The organism is Amycolatopsis sp., assembly GCF_035276945.1.
GTDB lineage: Bacteria > Actinomycetota > Actinomycetes > Mycobacteriales > Pseudonocardiaceae > Amycolatopsis_E.
The window spans coordinates 1-17442 of sequence record NZ_DATELF010000182.1 but is presented as its reverse complement, the minus strand read 5'-3'; the positions used below and the strand labels follow the sequence as shown (position 1 = coordinate 17442).

The window sequence follows — 17442 nt, the reverse complement described above, 5'->3', positions numbered from 1 at the left end:
GCCGGTTCACAACGAACCGGGCTCGCCACTTGGACACCGTCTGCGGCCAGATTCCCAGCCTGGCCGCGACCTCCTTGTTGTTCACGCCTTCCGCGCAGGCCAGCACGATCTTCGATCGCAACGCCAACGCCTGCGACGTCTCCGCGCGACGACTCCACCGCAGCAGCGTGTCATGCTCCACACCGGACAGAACAAGCTCCGCCTTCGGGCGACCAGAACGCGCCATCATCGGATAATACACGACTTATTCAACGAAACAACAACTCAGGACACTAGGTGCTCACTCCGCCAAGCACACGTAGCCGCCCGCCGCAAGGGTTCACCCGCGTGTCAACGGCAGTCGAATTCGGCTGCTGCCGTTGACAGTTGTTGCTGCTGGCCGGGTGCAGGGCGGTGTCTTCGGGTCTGTGCGTCAGCTCTGGCTCTGCTCGCGCGGGCTGCGGTGGGGCAACCAGATCTCCTCGGCGCAGGCGCTGGCCTGCGGGGTGAAGTAGTCGCCGGTCGTGAGGTCCTCCAGCAGCGTTGCGTGCTTCGGTGTCCAGCCCAGTAGCGCCTGGGTGTACTCGCTGGAGACGGGCACGTCGAGGGGAAAGAATCTGGCCAGGAACGGGTTGCCGAGATGCTCGGAGGCCTGCTCGAGGGTCAGCGAGGCGGCGGGGATGTCGAGTATCTGCGCGATCTGCTGCGCGATGTTCTTGATCGTGACGGCGCTTTCGCCTGCGCCGTGCAGCACGCTGCCGGCGGGAGCTTTGTCCAGCGACAGCCGGAAGAGGCTGGCGGCGTCGGCGAGGTGGACCGCCGGCCAACGGTTCGCGCCGTCGCCGATGTAGGCAGCGACGCCTGCTCGGCGCGTGGCCGCGATAAGAGCTGGAATGAACCCGTAGTCCCCTGGGGGCCGTGCACGGTCGGCGCGAGTCGCGCGACGCTGGATCGGATCCCGGGCTCGGCGAAGCTCGGACATGCCTGCTCGCCCGCGATACGAAAGACTGCGACCGAATCGGGATCCGGTGCGTCCTGCTCGGTGCTGATCCGGTCGGTCTTCGTTACCAATGTGCCCGACGTGCTGACGAACGGCTTGCCGGACCCGCTCAGTGCCTGCCCGAGCGTTCGATCGCGGTGCGGTCGCGGCGGAGGAGGTCGTCCGGATCGGCGTAGTCGCCGCCGTATGCCATGTGCAGGACGCCGTCGGCGTTCTCGGCGCCGCTGCGCAGGCTGTCGAGTTCGTCCAGACAGCCGCGGTGTGGTGTTGCGCCGAGCGCCTCCAGCCGGGCGGCGGCGGTGTCCGAGCGCGCCAGACCGGTGACGGTGTGGCCGGCCCCCAGCTCGTAGACCCTGCGCGGAACTGTTCGCGCTCGCGTTCGAGGGTGTGGATCAGGTTTTCGGTACTCCGGCGCGGATGGCGCTGGGCTTCCCGATCGGCAGGATGGGCGCCCCTGCCGAGGGGAACTCCGTGGCATTCGGATGGCCGGGCGGGGGGCGGAAGCTACGCCGACCCCGCGCGGGGGGTCGCCTTCGCGCTGACGAAACCCGGCTCGTCTTGAACTTCGACACCGCGCTGTCGGTCACCACGGTCCTGGCCGACTATCTCGCCGGGACCCGTTGACGTTCGCCGCGGAAGCGCCGGGGCGGAATCCGGGACGATCGCAAGGAGAATATCGTGTCCACTTGTCCGGGTGACGACTCGACCGCGCCGCAGACCAGCCTCGGTCCGTTCTCCTCGCCGGGCGCCAGCCCGACGCCCTGGAGGCGACGGAGTGGGCACTGCTCCGGATCCAGAAATTCCAGCTGTGCACGGTGCGCCGGGATGGCCGCCCCACGTGACACCGTTGCTGGGCGAGAGGGGAGCGTGTAGGCGATCTTGACGGGTTGCTCGCAGTAAGACGCGGCAAGATCATCCGAAAGGTCCAGCATGTGGATGATGTGCAGCCCGGCCTCGGAGTCGTGGCCGACTTCACGCCCTGGTCGCTGGTTCGGTCCCGGTGGTATGCCGGGACCGAACGCTGATGGGTGTCAGGCGGCGGCAGCGTTGAGGGCCGCCGCCTTGCCCTTGCTGACCGCATCCTCGTGCGCCTTGGCCTTGGACGCCTCGGCGAGTGGGGCCAGTTCTGCCATGGCCGGGTCGATGTGGGCCAGGGTGAGCTCGGGGACGATGAAGTCGACCTCCATGCCGAGCATGTCGCCGAGGACCGCCTGCAGGTAGTTCTGGACGTACTCGTAGCCTTCGCGCGGAGTGCCCGGCGCGTAGGAACCGCCGCGGCTCGCCACCACGTACGCCGGCGTGCCCTTGGTCGGGGAGTTCTCGACGCCCACGTTGCGGCGCATGAGGATCACCTGGTCGAGCCATGCCTTCAACGTGGACGGGACCGCGAGGTTGTACATCGGGGCGCCGATGAGCACGGCATCCGCGGCCTCCAACTCCTCGATCAGCTTGAGCCGCTCGGCGAAGGCCGCGGCCTGCTCGGGGCTGCGGTCGGCGGGGTCGGTGTAGCCCGCGGACGCGGCAAGAGTGTTCAGGTGCGGCACCGGATTCGCGTTGAGGTCCCGGTAGATCACAGTGCCGTCGGGGTGCTGCTCCCCCCATGCCGTGCGGAAGGCAGCCGTGATTGCGCGGGAGGCGGAAGCGGGCTCCGGCCAGAGGGCCGAGTCGACGTGCAGCAGCGTTGCCATGAGGGTCTCCAGTAAGTGGGTAGCAAAGGGGGCGCCGGACAGGGGGAGCATCCCTTTCGTATGTACCTAACAATAACACATGTACTTACCTATTCTCACCTACGGCGGTGGTCACAGTAGACTGCACCCATGACTGAGCCGGCCACAGGACCCTGTAAGCAGGTCGACGGTGCCATCACGCGCGTCTTCGCGCTGTTCGGAAAGCGCTGGACCGGCCCCATCGTGTCCGTGCTGATGCAGCATCCGACGCACTTCGCCGACCTTCGCCGCGCCATCCCCGGCATCAGCGAGCGCATGCTCTCGGACCGGCTGACCGAACTGGGCGAGGCCGAGCTCGTGGTGCGCGAAGTGGACAAAGGGCCGCCGCTGCGGGTCTCCTATCGGCTGACGAAGGCCGGCGCGGCACTCGAGCCGGCGCTGAGGGAACTGACCGTCTGGGCGGAGGCGCATCTCCCGGAGCCAGAGCCCGGCTTGGAGCAGTGCCCCGCTTTGATGACGAAGGCCGAGTAGTGACCTTCCGAGCCGGGCGGTGCGCCTGTGCGGGCGAACGACGTCAGCCGGCCGATCTTGCCTCCCCCCTTCAGGGAAAGAACGATCCACGTACTCGGTCGTATGTCGAAGGTGAAGACCACGCCTGTGCAGGAGCGTCGGTCAGCGGCGCGTGAGCGGCTGTTGGCCACGGCGAACAGGCTTTTCGACGCCGAAGGCGTCCGGGGGCGTCCGGGGGCGGCGTCGATCGCGTCATGGCCGTATCGCCCGGGGCACCTGCTACCGGCACTTCGAGGGCAAAGACGACCTCGCGCAAAGGGATCAGCGCCTCCGCGCCGACCTGGCCGCGGGCAAACAGGCGGCCGCCCTACGTCGAGGACGGTGACGTTCGCACTGGCGCGGGCATCACCAGAGGGACCGAGGCCCCCCAGTTGCTGGCCACCGCTGACCTGCCAGCCGCAGGGGTTCGGCTCCACCGAACCATGGGCCAGGCGTTCCTCGGCCACTACGACACGTCCCCGGCGGCGTGCCGTCGGGTAAGCCAACGCACCGGCAAGGCGGCGGTGGGGAGGTCCTAGAGTGGGCCACGATGCCTAGTCCTGCCACGAACACCGAGACGCTCCGCAAATACCTCTGGCTCGTCCCGCTGCCGTGCGCGGTGTGGCTGTTCTTCGCCGTCCAGGGCATGTTCCACTACCTGCCCACCCGCCCGCAGATCGACCTGGAGGTCTACCGCTTCGGCGTCCAGGCGTGGTGGGACGGCCATGACATGTACGGCGCACTGCCCAAAGTCGCCAACGGCGCCGAGCTCCCGTTCGTCTACCCGCCGTTCGCGGCGCTGATCCTGAGCCCGCTCGCCATGCTGCCGTGGGACGCCTCGGTGGTCACCGTCTACCTCCTGTCCGGGCTCGGCCTGGCGGTGACCCTCTACCTCGTCGCGAGGGTGGTACGCCCGTCGCTCGGCCGCGCGGGCGGTGTCGCGGTCGCCTCGCTCGCGCTGCCGCTGACCGTGTTTCTCGAGCCAGTGGTCCAGACCTTTGGCTTCGGCCAGGTCAGCCTGATCATGATGGCACTGGTCACGGTCGACTGCCTGGCGGGCAAGACCGGGTGGCCACGCGGGTTCGGCATCGGCATCGCCGCAGCGATCAAACTGACCCCGGCCGCGTTCGTGCTGTTCTTCCTGGTCCGCAAGGACTACCGGGCGGCGGCCGTGTCGGGCATCACCTTCGCCGCCGCGATGCTGATCGGGTTCGTCGCCGACTTTCACGCCTCGATCGAGTACTGGTTCCAGGGCGGGCTCAGCGGGGGCGGCGTGAGCGGCACGGCATTCAAGACCAACCAGGCCATCGAAGCGGTGGTGGTCCGCATGGGCCTGTCCGGCGTGGCCGAGAAGGTCGTCTGGCTCGCCGTCGCATTCGCCCTGCTCGCCCTGGTCGCCCGCGCCATGCGGAAAGCCGAACCCGCGCTCGCGCTGCTGGCCAACGCCGGACTCGCCCTCCTCGTCTCCCCCACCTCCTGGTCGCACTACTACGTGTGGGTGGCGCCCGCACTCCTGGTCATGCTCGCCTACGCGATCCGCCGGGCCGAGGAACGGTCGTGGCTGGCGGCCGCGTGGCTCGGCTGGGGCGTGCTCACCGCGGTGCTGTTCCACCTCGCGCCGTTCCACGATCTGCCGGTCACCGATTTTCCCGCGGTGCACATTCACTGGACCTGGCCGCAACAGTTGTCGGCGGCCACCTATGTACTGCTCGGGATCGCCCTCCTGCTCGCCTTCGCGCTGCCGAGACTGCGCGAGCCGGTGAAACTACAAGTCGACTCTCCGCAACCGCGGGAGCCGGTCGACGCCGCCCGCCGGTGACCCGCGCTGTCACCTGGGCGGTGCCGCTGATCGCGGTACTCGTCCTGGCCGTGGAGTTCCCGTGGCGCTTCGAAGCACATCTCGATCTCGAGGTGTACCGGATGGGCGTGCGGGCGTGGTGGCACGGCGGGGACATCTACGGCCCGCTGGGCCCCACTTCGGCCGGCATCCGGCTGCCGTTCATCTACCCGCCGTTCGCGGTGGCGGCGCTCGGCCCGCTGGCCGCGCTGCCGTGGAATCTGGCCGTCGTCGCGCTGTTTGCTGCCAATTTGCTGTGCCTGGGCGGGACGCTGTTCCTGGTCACGCGGCACGCCTGGCCCGCAGGTGGACTGCGGGGCGCACTGCTCGTGGCCACGGCGGCGGTGCCGGTGGCGATGGCACTCGAACCGCTGCGGGAAACCTTCGCCTTCGGCCAGGTCAACCTCCTGCTGATGGGTCTCGTGGCGGCGGACTGCCTGACGGCGACGCCCCGCTGGCCACGCGGCATCGGCGTGGGACTGGCCGCCGCGATCAAGCTGACCCCGCTGGCGTTCCTGCTGTTCTTCCTGGTACGCAAGGACTACCGGGCCGCCGGAACAGCGGTGGTTACCGCGCTGGCCGCCTCGGCGGTGGGCTTCGCGATCGACGCGCGGGCGTCGGTGAAGTACTGGTTCGGCGGGCTGGCCGGGGCCGGCGGGCTGAGCGGATCGCCGTACCGGACCAACCAGAGCGTCGAGGCCGTTCTGGTCCGGCTGGGCCTGCCGAGTGGGGCCGCGAAGTTCTGGTGGATCGTGCTGGCCCTGGTGCTGCTCGTGCTCGCGGTCACCGCGATGCGCCGATCGGAGCCGGTGGTCGCGTTGGCGGCCAACGCCGGGTTCGCCCTGCTCGCCTCCCCGATTTCCTGGTCGCATCACTGGATCTGGGTGGCCCCGGCGCTGCTGATGATGGCGCTCTACGGGTTCCGCAGGGCGCGTGAACGGCGCTGGGGGGCGGCGGCCGGCTGGTGGGGCTCCGCCGCGCTCACCGGCACGCTGTGCACGGTCGCGCCGTTCCGGTACCTGTCCGCGCACGACAAGCCGAGTATGGTCTGGTCCATTGCGGAGCAGGTGCCGGGCAACGCCTATGCCCTGCTGGGCACGCTCCTGCTGGTTACATACGCATTGACGAAGGTCAGGCGCGCAGAGCCCCGCGCCGACGCTGCCAGTCCGTGACCGCGTCACAGCCCGCGGCGATTTCCGCGCGCAGCAACTCTTTCTGACCAGCGGCCACTTCTTCGCCGAGCAGCCGGGCCAGCGCGTCCGTCTCGAGAGCTTCCCACGGCGTGGTATGGAGTGCGCCCAGTTCCTCGCCGGCGGCGGGCGGGGTCAGTTCCTCTTCGATCCCCGCACGGCCAGCGGCCAGGAGCGCGGCGACCACGAGATGTGGCTGGGCGTCCGCCCCGGCGAACCGGAACTCAAGGCGCAGGGAATCGTCACGTCCGGCGACGCGCACCGCGGCCGTCCGGTCGTCGACGCCCCACTTGAGCACCCGCGGCGAGAACGGCGCGGTCCGTAACCGGACGTAGCTGTTCCAGGTCGGCGCCCAGATCGCGGTCAGCGCCCGCGCCTCCCGCAGCACGCCGGCGAGGAAGGAGCGCATCGCAGCGGAGAGACCGTCCCCGCCGGCCGATGATGTCGCCGAACCCTCTGTTGTGGACAGTGAGAGGTGGACGTGGCAGGAATTGCCCTGCCCGGTTTGGGGAGCGGCGAGATAACTCGCCGTCACGCCGTGCTCCGCGGCGACCGCACGGACGATGAGCTGCTGCAGCATGGCGTCGTCGCACGCGGACAGCGCGTCCCGGTGCCGGAGCACGATCTCGTACTGCCCGGGATGGCACTCCGCCCGTGCCGACTCGACGCCCAACGAGCCGAGCCCCGCACGCAGGTCGTTCAGCAGCGGCCGGAGCCGCTCGGTACCGCCGACCGCGTAGTCCACGCCATGCGAGGTGAGCGGGCCATGCTCGTCGAGGAAGGTGACCTCGTGCTCGATACCGACAGACGGCACGAACCCGAGACCCTCCAACGCCCTCAACTGCTCGGTCAGCACGTGACGAGGGGCCAGCCGCACCGGCTCCCCGCCGGGCCAGAACACGTCGCACACGACCCCACTGGTCCCGTCCGGCAGCGGGACGAGCGTGGCGAAATCGGGCCGCATCCGGAGATCGCCGAAAGAAGTCAAGTACGGCGTCAATACGGGATCCACAGTGGACAGAGGCTCGCGTTCGGGATCCCAGGCGAACACGTAGCTGCACAGCCCGTAACCGCGGTCCAGCACTTCATCGACGACGAACTGCCCGGACAGCTCCACCGCGGTGAACCGGGCGTGCGGGTCAGGCACCAGCAGCGTCAACCGGGGCACCTCCGGCCCGCTGAACGTGTGCGCCGACGCGGCTCGCTCGGCGAGGGTGCGCGGCCCAGGCGGCCGCACCGTCCTCACCACGCACCGCCCGGATCCGGGCCGTGCAACGGGTTCGGCACCTGGCCCCAGCGGACGTCGAACTCGTCGTCCCGCTCGACCTTGTCGAACCCCTTGCCGGCCAGGTGCTCCCGGTTCAGGGTGACCCGCTCGACCTGCGGCGCGAACAGGCGGCAGGCGTCGAACCGGGCCGCCACCTCCGGGTTGTCTTCGCGGTACCGCGCCACGACTTCCCGGACCAGTTCCCAGAATCGTGCCCTGGGCAGGCCGAGATCGTCGAAGAGGATTTCGGTCCAGAACCGCAGCTGGCCCGAGAACACCGAACTGAACAGCGACTGCGCCAGCAGATGTGCCGGCCAGCGGAGCATGTCGGCACGTGCCTCGTCGTCGAGCAGTGCGTAGCAGTCGGGTTCCTCGTCCAGCAGATCCACGCCTTGGGCGAAATCCTTGATCGCCACGCGCAGCGGCCGTGCGCGGGCGTCGACGATCAGGATGAGGTTCTGGCCGTGCGGGCAGAACCCGACTCCATAGCGAAGCAGCCACTGCAGCAGGGGCGTGAGCAGCAGGTCGAACACCCGCCCGCACCACTGCTCGGCGGTCCAGCCACTGCGCCGGATCAGGTCACTGATCACGGCGGTGCCGTCGAGGTCACGGTAGGGCAGGGCCGCGAACGACAACGCCTGCTCACCCTCCGCCAACCTCGCGGCCAGCGGCTCCCGCCACAGCGCGCCAAGAGTCTCGTGGAACCGGTACGGCAGCTCGGCCAGCGAGCCGAACAGCGGGTGGCGCACCGAAACGCTGGCCACCTCTCCGAGCAGTTCGAAGCGGTATCGCTTGTCCAGCAACTCGTCCGACTCACTGACCCGCTTCAACCACGCGGTCACCGCCGGCCCAGCGAGCGTGGCCGCGGACGCGAGACCCCGGTAGACGAGCGTGTTTCGTACGGAGACAGCGGTCTTGACGTCACGACGCGCGGGGCAGCTCACGTTCGCCAGTGTCCGGACCGTCTGATGTGGGCGGTAGTGGTCACGACTCTGGCCCAGGTCTATGAGCATGCCGGTGGCCAGTTCCGCCGCGTAGAGGGTGCCGACGATTTCGTCCGCCTGCCACGGATGCACCGGCAGCCACAGGTAGTCGGCCACCTCGCCGACCTCGGCCACCTTCGCGGTGAACTCCGCGCGCCGCTCGGCATCCAGTTCCTCCCGCAGCAGTAGTTCTTCGCTCAACCCCGCGACGGACCGGAACCGCGCGTGCGCGCGATGCACGGCGAACCAGCGAAGCTGGATGTCCTCACCGGACTCGGGTGCGTACCTGGCGCGGTCACTGGCCGAAAACCCCACCCTGCCCTTGTTGAGCACCAGGCGGGGATGCCCGGTCAGGTGCCCGTCGGCCAGGTTGTAATCCATTGTGGACAACTTGTCGGCGGCCGGTGCCGTCAGCAGCCTTTCCGCCTCATTGGTCACGGTCGCGGTCAGCTCGGCCAGCACGTCGGCCAGCCGCAGCCCGGACAGGCCGAGTGCTTGCCGCGCGTCCACGACGAGAGTTCTGGGGTCGTCGGCCGGAGCCTGGTCGCTCCCCGACCAGCGCGTCGCCGTACCGGGCGCGACCGTCCACGAGTCGAAGGCGCCGCGGCGCGCCTTGAACTCGTACGAGACGTCACCGGGAAGGTTCAGGCGCCAGCCACGGTGAACGCCGGGAATCTCGTCCTCGCCCGCCTCCGGCCGGAACAGCCCCTCATAGGACAGTTCGCCGAGCATCTTGTGCGTGACCAGCGATCCGGCCAGCCGCCAGGCCGTCGTGCCGTCGAGTTCTTGGTTCACGTGACCTCCAGCCCGAACTTGGTGAACGCGGTCCGGGAAGGCAGGTCATAGATCGCCCGGCCGCACACCGAATTGATGATCGACGCGGCCCGCCACGCGGCCAGGCCCAGGTCGGGCGCGCCCACGCCATGGGTATGCCGCTCGGCGTTCTGCACGTAGGCGGACCCGCTGATGTCCTCAGGTAGCTGTAGCCGGTAGTCGCGGGTCACCACCGGCCTGCCGCGGGCGTCCCTGGCTACCGCCAGCGGGCCGAGCAAATCGTCCAACGAAGCTTCGGCGTAGCCGGTGGCGGCGACGACGGCGTCGGTGTGCCAGGTGGCCGTCGTGCCCTGCTGGGCGTGGCGCAGGCCGAGCGCGATCCCCGTCCCGTCGCGCTCCGCCGAGACCACCTCGACGCCGGGCGTCAGCGTGACCTCGGGCCATGTGCTACCGATGCTTCGCCGGTACAGCTCGTCGTGGATCTCGGCGATCGTCTCGGCGTCGATGCCCTTGTATAGCTGCCATTGCGCCGGGACAAGTTGGTCGCGCACGGGTTCGTCAAGATCGTGGAAGAAACTCGTGTAATCAGGCGTGAACTGCTCCAGCCCGAGTTTGGAGTACTCCATGGGCGCGAACGACGGCGTCCGCGCAATCCAGCGCAGGCCGTCCGGCCGCCGCCGGCGCCGGAGCAGATCGAGGAAGATCTCCGCACCGGACTGACCCGAGCCGATGACGGTCACCACTCCGGCGGTGAGCAGCCGGTCCCGTGCGGGCAGATAGTCGGCCGCGTGCACGACGAAATCCAGGTGCCGCAACGGTTCCGGAAGCCAGGGCGAGGTGCCGACGCCGAGCACGACGTTGCGCGCGCGGATCGGCTCGCCATCGGCGGGAAGCAGTTGGAAGGCGCCGGAATCCCATCTGATCTCGCGGATTTCGACGCCGAACCGGCAACTCTTCAGCCGCCCGCTCGCCCAGCGACAGTAGTGGTCGTACTCGGCGCGGGGCAGGTGGAATCTTTCCGCGAAATAGAACGGGAACAGCCTGTCATGCTCCCGTAGGTAGTTCAAAAAGGACAGTTGGCTGGTCGGATCGGCCAGCGACACCAGATCGGCGAGGAAGGGCACCTGGATCGTGGTGCCCTCGATGAGCAGGCCGGGGTGCCAGCGGAACTCCGCGCGCCGCTCGAACATCGCCACGGCGAGGCCCGGCACCGGCTCGGCCAGCGCGGCCAGCGACAGGTTGAACGGGCCGATGCCGACCCCGGCCAGGTCCAGCGTCACGACGCGACCACGTCTTCCGGTGAGCGGACGGCTTCCGCGCCCGCGCTCGCCACCGTCGCGTCGAGCAGACCCAGGTAGTCGGCGGCGGTCGCATGCGGGTGCAGGAGGGTGAGCTTGAGCCACAACTGACCGTCCAATGTGGCCCGTCCGACGATCGCCGCCCCGGTTTCCAGCAAGGCCCGGCGGACGCGGGCGACCAGCGCGTCCGCGGCCTGCGGGGTGAGTTCGCCGGCGATCGACGGCCGGAACAGCACGGTGGACAGCACGGGCCTACCCCACAGCCGCAGCGCGGTGTGGGCGTCGATCGCCTCGGCGACCTCGGCCGCGGTCCGGCAGCACCGTTCCACCAGCGCACCCATGCCGTCGACACCCAGCGCCCGCATCGTGACCGCCATGCGGAATGCGTCGGGCCTGCGCGAAGTCCTGATCGAACGGCCCAGAAGATCGGGCAGGCCGGCTTCGGTGTCATCGTCGGCGTTGAGGTATTCGGCCCGTACGGTGAGCGCGCTCAGGTCACTAGCGACGCGAGCGGCCAGCAGTCCGGCGGAGATGGGCTGCCAGCCGAACTTGTGCATGTCGAGCGCGACCGAATCCGCCTCGCCAAGCCCGTCGAGGAGAGGACGCAGCGCTGGGCTGCACAGGGCAAGCCCGCCGTAGGCCGCGTCCACGTGCAGGCGCGCCCCTCGGCGCCGGCAGATTTCGGTGATCTCGCGCAATGGGTCGATTTCGCCGGTGTTCGTGGTTCCCGCGGTAGCCACGACGACGGCGGGTTCGGCGGTAAGCGCTTCCTCGAGCGCGTCGGGCCGGATGCGTTCGCCCGCGCAGTCGACGACGATAGGCGCGGGAAGGCCGAGGAGCCAGGCGGCGCGAGCGACGCTGTGATGCGCGTTGACCCCGCACACCGGCCGGACGGCCGGGTTCCGTTCACGGGCGAGCAGCAGGCCGAGCAGGTTGGACTCGGTGCCCCCGGTCGTGACGACCGCGTCGGGAGCCGTCTCCTGCGGGTAGCACAGGCGGGCGATGGCGGCGACGAACTCTCGTTCCAGTTCACTGGCGACCGGCGCCTGATCCCAGGAGTCCATGGACGGATTGAGCGCGCTGGCCGCGACGTCCGCCGCGACCGCGACGGCCAGTGGTGGGCAGTGCAGGTGCGCGGCGCACCAGGGTTCGGCGGGATCGACCGAGTTCGCCGCGAGTAGCCTGCTGAGCTCGGCAAGCGCTCGTTCCGCGCCGACGCCCTCGGCCGGCACCAGCGGCTCGACGCCGGTCAGAGCCGCCGCCACCGCCGCCGGGCCGCCCGCGGGCCCAGCGGCGTCCCGTTCGGCCGCACCCGCCGCCAGCCCGTCGAGGACCACGGGAATCAGCTCCGCCAGCCGCTCGTGCCCGCTCCGCCCACCGGCCAGGGAGTCCGGTTCGCACACAGCCTCACTCCTCAAAGGTTTGCCTACCCTAACCCGGTCGACGAGTACTCTACGGGATCAGCGAGGAGCGAGACCCTCGACGGCGGAGACAAGGTCCCCACCGGTGGGCACGATCGCCATGACCGGGGTGTCCAGTCCGTTGTCCACGTAGGCCTGGACCTTCTCGCGGCATTCGTCGGGCGAGCCGTGTACCACCAGATCGTCGACCACTTCGTCGGGAATGGCCGCGTTGGCGGCCTTCCGGTCGCCCGCGGCCCACGCCTGGTGCATCGGCGCGAGCAGTTCGCCGCGCCCCAGCCAATCATGGAATGCCGCGTATACGGGAACGGTGAGGTAGCTGCTGATCAGTAGGCGGCCCGCGGTGCGTGCCGCTTCGCGGTCCTCGGTGGGACAGACGAAGATGCGGGCGACCAGTTCCACGTCCGGCCCGACCTCGGCGCGCACCTTCCGCACGTCGGTGGGCGCGAGCCAGTTGGTGATCGCGCCGTTCGCCTCCGTCGCGGCGAGCTTGAGCATTCGGGGCCGCAACGCGGCGAGCATGATCGGTGGCGCGGGTTCGGGCGCCCGCTCCAACCGGAACCTGCGCACCGAGAACGTCGGATAATCCTCGGTCACCTTCTCCCCCGCGAGCGCGGAACGCAGAAACCGCAACGTGTCCCGGGTACGCGCGTACGGGTTGGCGAATTCGGCGGCGTTCCAGTCCGACACGACAACCGGCGACGACGTGCCGATGCCGAGCACGAACCGGCCCGGCGCGGCATCCGCCAGCGTCGCCGCCGACATCGCGAGCAGGCCGGGACCACGCGTGTAGACCGGCACGATCGCGGTGCCCAGCCGCAACCCCGGCGCCCATTGGGAAGCCACCAGCAGCGGGGAGAACGCGTCGGTGCCCGACGTCTCGGCCGACCACGCGTCCGTGTAGCCGAGGTCGGGCAGCCGCTCGACCAGTTCACGGTGCGCGATCAGCGACATTCCCGTCAGCGGGATCGTAAGTCCCCAACGTTTCATGCATCGGATCTTAGGGGTCCTGGGCTACCTCCCCGGGCCGATCGACACCGGTCCGCTGCGATGTCCGTTACGCCGGGCCTGGCTTTGCGGCACCGCCACCCCGGCCGGCCGGTGCCGGTCGAACGGCAGCACGCGCTTGGACGTACTGCGGTCGGCCAGCCGCAGGGACTGTGCGGAGGTAATCCACTCTTCCGCGGGCTCGGCGATCTCCAGCAGCAGCGCCTCGAACTCCGATCTGGTCGTTTCGAGGATGTGCGGGGCGGCCAGCCAACGCAGCACCGACCGCCCGGTCACCGCCATCCGCTGGCGCGGCGAGGTGACCAGCCGCTCGTCGAAGTAGCGGATCAGGACCTCGTCGACCGTGTCCCAGGCGTTGGTCGAGCCGAACAGGTCGAGCACGTCCTCCGCGCCGAGAATCTGGAATGCCTCGGTCAGGAGTTGCATGACCTCGACCCGCAGCACGTTCAGATGCCCGTAGGAGGTGAACTTCAGGTTGTTGCGCAGATCCAGCCCGCTCCGGCGGACGACGGCGATGCTGCCGAAGCTCGGATCATAGGCACGCTCCCGGATCACGTCGGAAATCCGCTTGTCCCGCCAGAACAACGCGACCTGGTTGTTGAACTGGGTGAACAGCTGGTGGAAATCGGTGTTCGGGCGCGAATTCGCCGAACCGAGCCCGCGGCCGTAGCCGAGCACCCGGCGGTAGGCCTCGATCCGGTCGCGTTTGGTGTAACGCAGCACGTCTCGCCGGTCGAACCGGTACAGCCCGAACGCGCCTGGTCCGTTGGACAGCCGGATCGCCCCCCGCTGGAACAGCTCCTGCAACTTCTGCACCACCCGGAACACACCGATGCGTTCGTGCTGGTAGAGGTAGTACAGGTCGCCGACAGCGATGACCCGCTCCGAAGCGACCGTCTCGTCGTAGGCCTCGACCCCCGGCGGCATCCGAGTGTCCCCGAGATTCCCCGCGGCGGTGTCGCCGAGGCCGACGAGCTGGGCGATGCCGCCATCGGCGGGACCCGGCTGGGTGCGTTGCTCGGTCTCGACCGCGAACAGCATGTCGTCCAGTTGCTTGAGGATCGCGTCCCCGAGCTTGGGGTCGCTGCCGAGCTGGTTCGACAGCTTGCCGGCAACCTGCCTGCGCAGCGCGGCGACCCGGTCGAACAGCTCGCGATATTCCTTCTCCGTGGCCATTCTCTTCCTCCCCGTTAGTTCTCTGTCGCCGATGGCCGCTTCCGGGATGATCGGGATGCCCGAGCCGGGGCGCTGTCCTGCTCGGCGGGCGTCACCACCTCCGGCGGAGGGCCGGACGGCACCGGCTGGGGAGTCATTACCGCCGGCGAATCGCTGGGAGGCGTCGGCTGTGGCCGCGGGGAGACCGGCTGCCCCGAAGCGGAAGGACCTGGTCCTGACGAAGGACCCGGGTCCGGCGCGGTACCGATCGGCCTGGCGATCCGGATCACCTCGCACAGATGGTCGTCGAGTTCGTCGATAGCTCGCTGTACGCGGAAGCTGAAGAATCCCGGCGGGAGGCTCGCGTGGTACTCGCCGCTGTCGCCCCGCCTCGGCAGGTTCGCGACGAACTGCTCCAGCCGGACGGCAACCTGGACGAACGCGGTGCTCACGCCCTCCTTGCCCGCCGACTCGATGAGCTGGCGGCCTTCCAAGGTGGCGAACTCGCCGACCCAGCGGAGCAGCCCACCCAGCGACATCGAGCCACCGTCGGGATTGGGCACACGCAGCACCTCCAGTTCCTCGGCCTGCACGCCCACCGAGGACAGTCCCGACGTGACCTCCTCGACCTGCACCGAGACGGCCGACAGCAGTTGCGACAGGGCGACGACGGCCGGCCCGAAGAACGGGGGTAGCCCGGTCGAGGCGGCGAACGGGTCGATCCGGTCACGGGCGTCGAGCCAGCCGCGATACAGCGAGACCACCCAGTCGGTCAGCGTGATGAACGAGGTCTGGACACGTTCCTCGTCGATGGTGTTGACCTGCCCACGCGTCAACCCGAACTCGTCACGCAGCTGGCCGAGGTGACCGCCGACGCGATCGGGCACCGGTCCCGAGCCCGGCCCGGCGACCGCCGCCGTGACCGTGCTCTGGCCGAGCAGCAGGACGAAAAGCTGGTCGACCCGGGGCACGCGGATCATCGGGCTCTCCAGTTCCTTGCGGATCTGCTCGAGCCCGTAGCGCACCAGGGCGCGGAATCCCTCGGCGTTGTCCGGATCCGAGTTCGTCCGCAGCGGCCGCAACGAGGCGAGCAGCGCCAGCGAGTCCTTGACCGCGCTCCGGGCGCGCGACGCGAGCGACGCCTGCCCTCCGGTCACCGCGCCAAGATCCGCCTGGATCGCATAGCCGCGCGGAGTCCAGGTCGCTTCCGTACGACCCTGTACCCGGGTCAGCTCGAAACTTCCGGTCAGCGCGGCCTCGAACGCCTTCGTGTCGCCGTCCCGCCACTTCCAGCCCAGCACGTCGCTGATCGCCTGTTGGGCCAGCTGGCCGGGGTCGCCGGCCGAGGACGGCGCGGGCGGGCGGGCCGTGGGCGGGTATGCGATGTCTATTTCCGTCGCGGCGGGCAGATTCGCACCGCGGTCATCGTTGATCGTCATCGGGATGCCTCGTATTTGTTGAGTTCGGCCACTTCCGCTACTTCTCGCCAGCACCGCAACATCGCGTTTTCCGCGGCGTACAGGGATTCGGCACAACGGCCGGCGCCGGAGAGGATGCTGCGTGCCCAGCCGCGCCACTGGCTGTCCCGCCCGCGCACCGCGTGCAGAACGTCGCTCACCGCCGTGTGCGAGCGGAGATCCTCATCCAGGCTGCGCCGCAGCCGAACCAGGGCCGTGGCCGCGGCGTGCAGGGATTCCCCGGTGAGCGCGCCAGAGTCCACGACGGGCGACAGCTCGGCGCTGCCGTCGGCGACGACTTCGGCCAGCCGGTCCGCCACCGCCAGCCCCTCGCCGGGCGGCCGGTCCTCGACGACACTGACCTCCAGCGCGCGCCAGGCTTCGGCCAGCGCCCGCAGCAGGCTGCCCAGCACGGCGAACTCGGTGCGCAGGATCATCGCGATCGCCTTCCCAGTTCCTCCATGAAGAAGCCGACCAGCCGCTTCGGAGGTGCCATGCGGTGGGTGAGCGCGAACCGGACGGCGCCGATCAGGAAACGCTCCGGCACCACGCCCGGCGAGACGCCGCGTGCCAGCCGTTCCGCGGCCTCTTCGATCATCGCCTGTTCCTTCTGCTCGAAACGCATGACCCGCGACAGCGATCGATGCCCGAGCGAGGGGAACGACGTGTAGCACATGGCGTCCACCACGACCGGTATCGCCGTGCCCGCGGTGCCCAGCAGCGCGGCCGGCGCGTCGATGAGCCGCGCCCCCGGGTACAGCTTCCGCCACAGCCCGGCATACGCGTCCGCGTGCTGGTCGAAACCCATCCGGCGAAGCAGTTCGACGGACAGCTTCGCCCTCAGGTACGGGACCGGATGCACGGCCCGTGGCGAGAACCGCAGCGATTCCGGCCTGGTCCGCCCGATCACGTCGAACAACGAACCGACCACCTCCGGACCGCCGAGCAGCAGCGCGGCGAGATCGGCGAAGGTCTCCCGGTTCCACCGCACCCAGATCGACACCACGCGAGGCGGCAAGCCCGCCTCCGTCAGCCGCGCCGCCACCTGCAACGGGATCGCCCTGGCCAGCCCGAGGTCGTTCTGCAGGTTGTGGCTGACCTCGTGCAGCACCGCGCCGAGCGTCCACGGGTTCACCAGCCGGTGGTGGGGCAGCTGGATCAGCGGGAACGGGTTGATCCGGTTTCCCAGGCGCCGCAACGGGATTCCCCGCCGCGACGTGGCCGGGCCCGACCCCGTCTCCAGGTAGCAGAACGGCCCTGGGGCCGGGATCGGCCGCCAGCGTCCGACGCCGAGGTACGAATACTGGTAACAGTCCAGCGCGATCCGGTCGCACGCCACCAGCCAGGGCGCGAACGCCCCCTGCCGCTGGTTGAACAGGTTCAGGTAGAAGTCCCAGACCCGTTCGGTGGCGCGCACCCAGTGGTGCGCGCGGGACTTGCTGCGCAGCATCGCTTCGAGCCAGGCGGGGCTCGGCTGCTCGGCGGCGGCCCGGGCCGCCTCGCGCAGCGCACCGGTCGCGGAGAACAGTGGCCGCCGCAGCGTGGCCATCGTCTCGTTGACCGCGACCAGATGTGCGCGGCTCGGGCCGGTGGCCGGGTCGCCGAACTCGGACCAACGGAACGGCCGCAGGGCGGCCACATGCTGCTCGGCGTTCGTCGCCTGGGTCAGCGCCCAGGTGCGCAGCAACTCACCGGACGCGGGCAGCGTGATCGGGGCGCACCGCCCGCCGCGTCCGATATGGACAGTGCCGCCACCGGACACCGCGGGCGGATCAGCGACGGCGGGCACGGCCCCTGACCCGCCTACCGCGGGCCGCACCGGCCCGGCGTGCCGCACCGGCCCGGCGCCGCCCGGCC

General features: G+C 69.6%; 16 protein-coding genes. 3 read left to right on the top strand and 13 right to left on the bottom strand.

Annotated elements, in window-relative coordinates:
- The 4 genes from VJT49_RS33595 to VJT49_RS33580 all read right to left on the bottom strand — a co-directional run.
- The coding region (locus VJT49_RS33595; RefSeq protein ID WP_324169016.1) for a helix-turn-helix domain-containing protein at window positions 1-226 on the bottom strand (226 nt) is incomplete at its 3' end.
- A gap of 186 nt (window positions 227-412) precedes the next feature.
- Window positions 413-961: a hypothetical protein gene (locus tag VJT49_RS33590; protein ID WP_324169015.1), complete on the bottom strand. Its 549-nt coding sequence runs from the start codon at window positions 959-961 to the stop codon at window positions 413-415.
- A gap of 127 nt (window positions 962-1088) precedes the next feature.
- A complete protein-coding gene (locus VJT49_RS33585) occupies window positions 1089-1457 on the bottom strand; it encodes a hypothetical protein (protein WP_324169014.1) in 369 nt (122 codons plus the stop codon).
- A 553-nt stretch (window positions 1458-2010) separates the two neighbouring features.
- Window positions 2011-2667 (bottom strand): FMN-dependent NADH-azoreductase, encoded by a 657-nt coding sequence (locus VJT49_RS33580; protein ID WP_324169013.1) that lies wholly within the window; start codon window positions 2665-2667, stop codon window positions 2011-2013.
- Between the two features lie 129 nt (window positions 2668-2796).
- Here VJT49_RS33580 and VJT49_RS33575 point away from each other — a divergent pair, with 129 nt between their 5' ends.
- The 3 genes from VJT49_RS33575 (at window position 2797) to VJT49_RS33565 (ending at window position 6204) form a co-directional block, all read left to right on the top strand.
- Window positions 2797-3177, top strand: a complete 381-nt coding sequence (locus VJT49_RS33575; protein WP_324169012.1) for a helix-turn-helix domain-containing protein — start codon at window positions 2797-2799, stop codon at window positions 3175-3177.
- Between the two features lie 568 nt (window positions 3178-3745).
- A complete protein-coding gene (locus VJT49_RS33570) occupies window positions 3746-5014 on the top strand; it encodes a glycosyltransferase family 87 protein (protein WP_324169011.1) in 1269 nt (422 codons plus the stop codon).
- Entirely contained in the window at window positions 5011-6204 is a 1194-nt protein-coding gene (locus VJT49_RS33565) for a glycosyltransferase 87 family protein (protein WP_324169010.1), read from the top strand. The genes VJT49_RS33570 and VJT49_RS33565 overlap by 4 nt, the downstream gene beginning before the upstream one ends.
- On the opposite strand, the gene VJT49_RS33560 is transcribed toward VJT49_RS33565, so the two are convergent.
- From VJT49_RS33560 to VJT49_RS33520, 9 genes are read right to left on the bottom strand one after another with little or no spacing between them, the layout of a single operon-like run.
- Window positions 6164-7471: a glutamine synthetase gene (locus VJT49_RS33560; protein ID WP_414636142.1), complete on the bottom strand. Its 1308-nt coding sequence runs from the start codon at window positions 7469-7471 to the stop codon at window positions 6164-6166. The genes VJT49_RS33565 and VJT49_RS33560 overlap by 41 nt on opposite strands.
- Window positions 7465-9204 (bottom strand): IucA/IucC family protein, encoded by a 1740-nt coding sequence (locus tag VJT49_RS33555; RefSeq protein ID WP_324169018.1) that lies wholly within the window; start codon window positions 9202-9204, stop codon window positions 7465-7467. The genes VJT49_RS33560 and VJT49_RS33555 overlap by 7 nt, the downstream gene beginning before the upstream one ends.
- A 59-nt stretch (window positions 9205-9263) precedes the next feature.
- The gene (locus VJT49_RS33550) at window positions 9264-10526 is read right to left on the bottom strand and encodes a lysine N(6)-hydroxylase/L-ornithine N(5)-oxygenase family protein (RefSeq protein WP_324169008.1); all 1263 of its coding nucleotides are present in this window, start codon (window positions 10524-10526) and stop codon (window positions 9264-9266) included.
- Complete coding sequence (locus VJT49_RS33545; RefSeq protein WP_324169007.1) at window positions 10523-11947, bottom strand: pyridoxal phosphate-dependent decarboxylase family protein; 1425 nt, start codon at window positions 11945-11947, stop codon at window positions 10523-10525. Before VJT49_RS33545 ends, VJT49_RS33550 begins: the two co-directional genes overlap by 4 nt.
- A gap of 57 nt (window positions 11948-12004) precedes the next feature.
- Window positions 12005-12955, bottom strand: coding sequence for an LLM class F420-dependent oxidoreductase (locus tag VJT49_RS33540; RefSeq protein ID WP_324169006.1), 951 nt, complete (start codon window positions 12953-12955; stop codon window positions 12005-12007).
- Between the two features lie 24 nt (window positions 12956-12979).
- On the bottom strand, window positions 12980-14149 hold the full coding sequence (locus VJT49_RS33535; protein ID WP_324169005.1) for a hypothetical protein: 1170 nt from the start codon (window positions 14147-14149) through the stop codon (window positions 12980-12982).
- A 14-nt stretch (window positions 14150-14163) separates the two neighbouring features.
- Entirely contained in the window at window positions 14164-15567 is a 1404-nt protein-coding gene (locus tag VJT49_RS33530; RefSeq protein ID WP_324169004.1) for a hypothetical protein, read from the bottom strand.
- Window positions 15564-16022 carry a hypothetical protein gene (locus VJT49_RS33525; RefSeq protein WP_324169003.1) on the bottom strand — a complete coding sequence of 153 codons (459 nt, stop codon included), beginning with the start codon at window positions 16020-16022 and terminating at the stop codon, window positions 15564-15566. Before VJT49_RS33525 ends, VJT49_RS33530 begins: the two co-directional genes overlap by 4 nt.
- On the bottom strand, window positions 16019-17347 hold the full coding sequence (locus tag VJT49_RS33520) for a hypothetical protein (protein WP_324169017.1): 1329 nt from the start codon (window positions 17345-17347) through the stop codon (window positions 16019-16021). Before VJT49_RS33520 ends, VJT49_RS33525 begins: the two co-directional genes overlap by 4 nt.
- Window positions 17348-17442: the final 95 nt, after the last annotated feature.

Bases quoted from the DNA above. Each gene is read 5' to 3' on its own strand.
- VJT49_RS33530 (WP_324169004.1), bottom strand. From the start codon at position 15,567: ATGACGATCAACGATGACCGCGGTGCGAATCTGCCCGCCGCGACGGAA.
- VJT49_RS33535 (WP_324169005.1), bottom strand. From the start codon at position 14,149: ATGGCCACGGAGAAGGAATATCGCGAGCTGTTCGACCGGGTCGCCGCG.
- VJT49_RS33580 (WP_324169013.1), bottom strand. From the start codon at position 2,667: ATGGCAACGCTGCTGCACGTCGACTCGGCCCTCTGGCCGGAGCCCGCT.
- VJT49_RS33540 (WP_324169006.1), bottom strand. From the start codon at position 12,955: ATGAAACGTTGGGGACTTACGATCCCGCTGACGGGAATGTCGCTGATC.
- VJT49_RS33525 (WP_324169003.1), bottom strand. From the start codon at position 16,022: ATGATCCTGCGCACCGAGTTCGCCGTGCTGGGCAGCCTGCTGCGGGCG.
- VJT49_RS33590 (WP_324169015.1), bottom strand. From the start codon at position 961: ATGTCCGAGCTTCGCCGAGCCCGGGATCCGATCCAGCGTCGCGCGACT.
- VJT49_RS33570 (WP_324169011.1), top strand. From the start codon at position 3,746: ATGCCTAGTCCTGCCACGAACACCGAGACGCTCCGCAAATACCTCTGG.
- VJT49_RS33575 (WP_324169012.1), top strand. From the start codon at position 2,797: ATGACTGAGCCGGCCACAGGACCCTGTAAGCAGGTCGACGGTGCCATC.
- VJT49_RS33555 (WP_324169018.1), bottom strand. From the start codon at position 9,204: ATGCTCGGCGAACTGTCCTATGAGGGGCTGTTCCGGCCGGAGGCGGGC.
- VJT49_RS33585 (WP_324169014.1), bottom strand. From the start codon at position 1,457: ATGCCACGGAGTTCCCCTCGGCAGGGGCGCCCATCCTGCCGATCGGGA.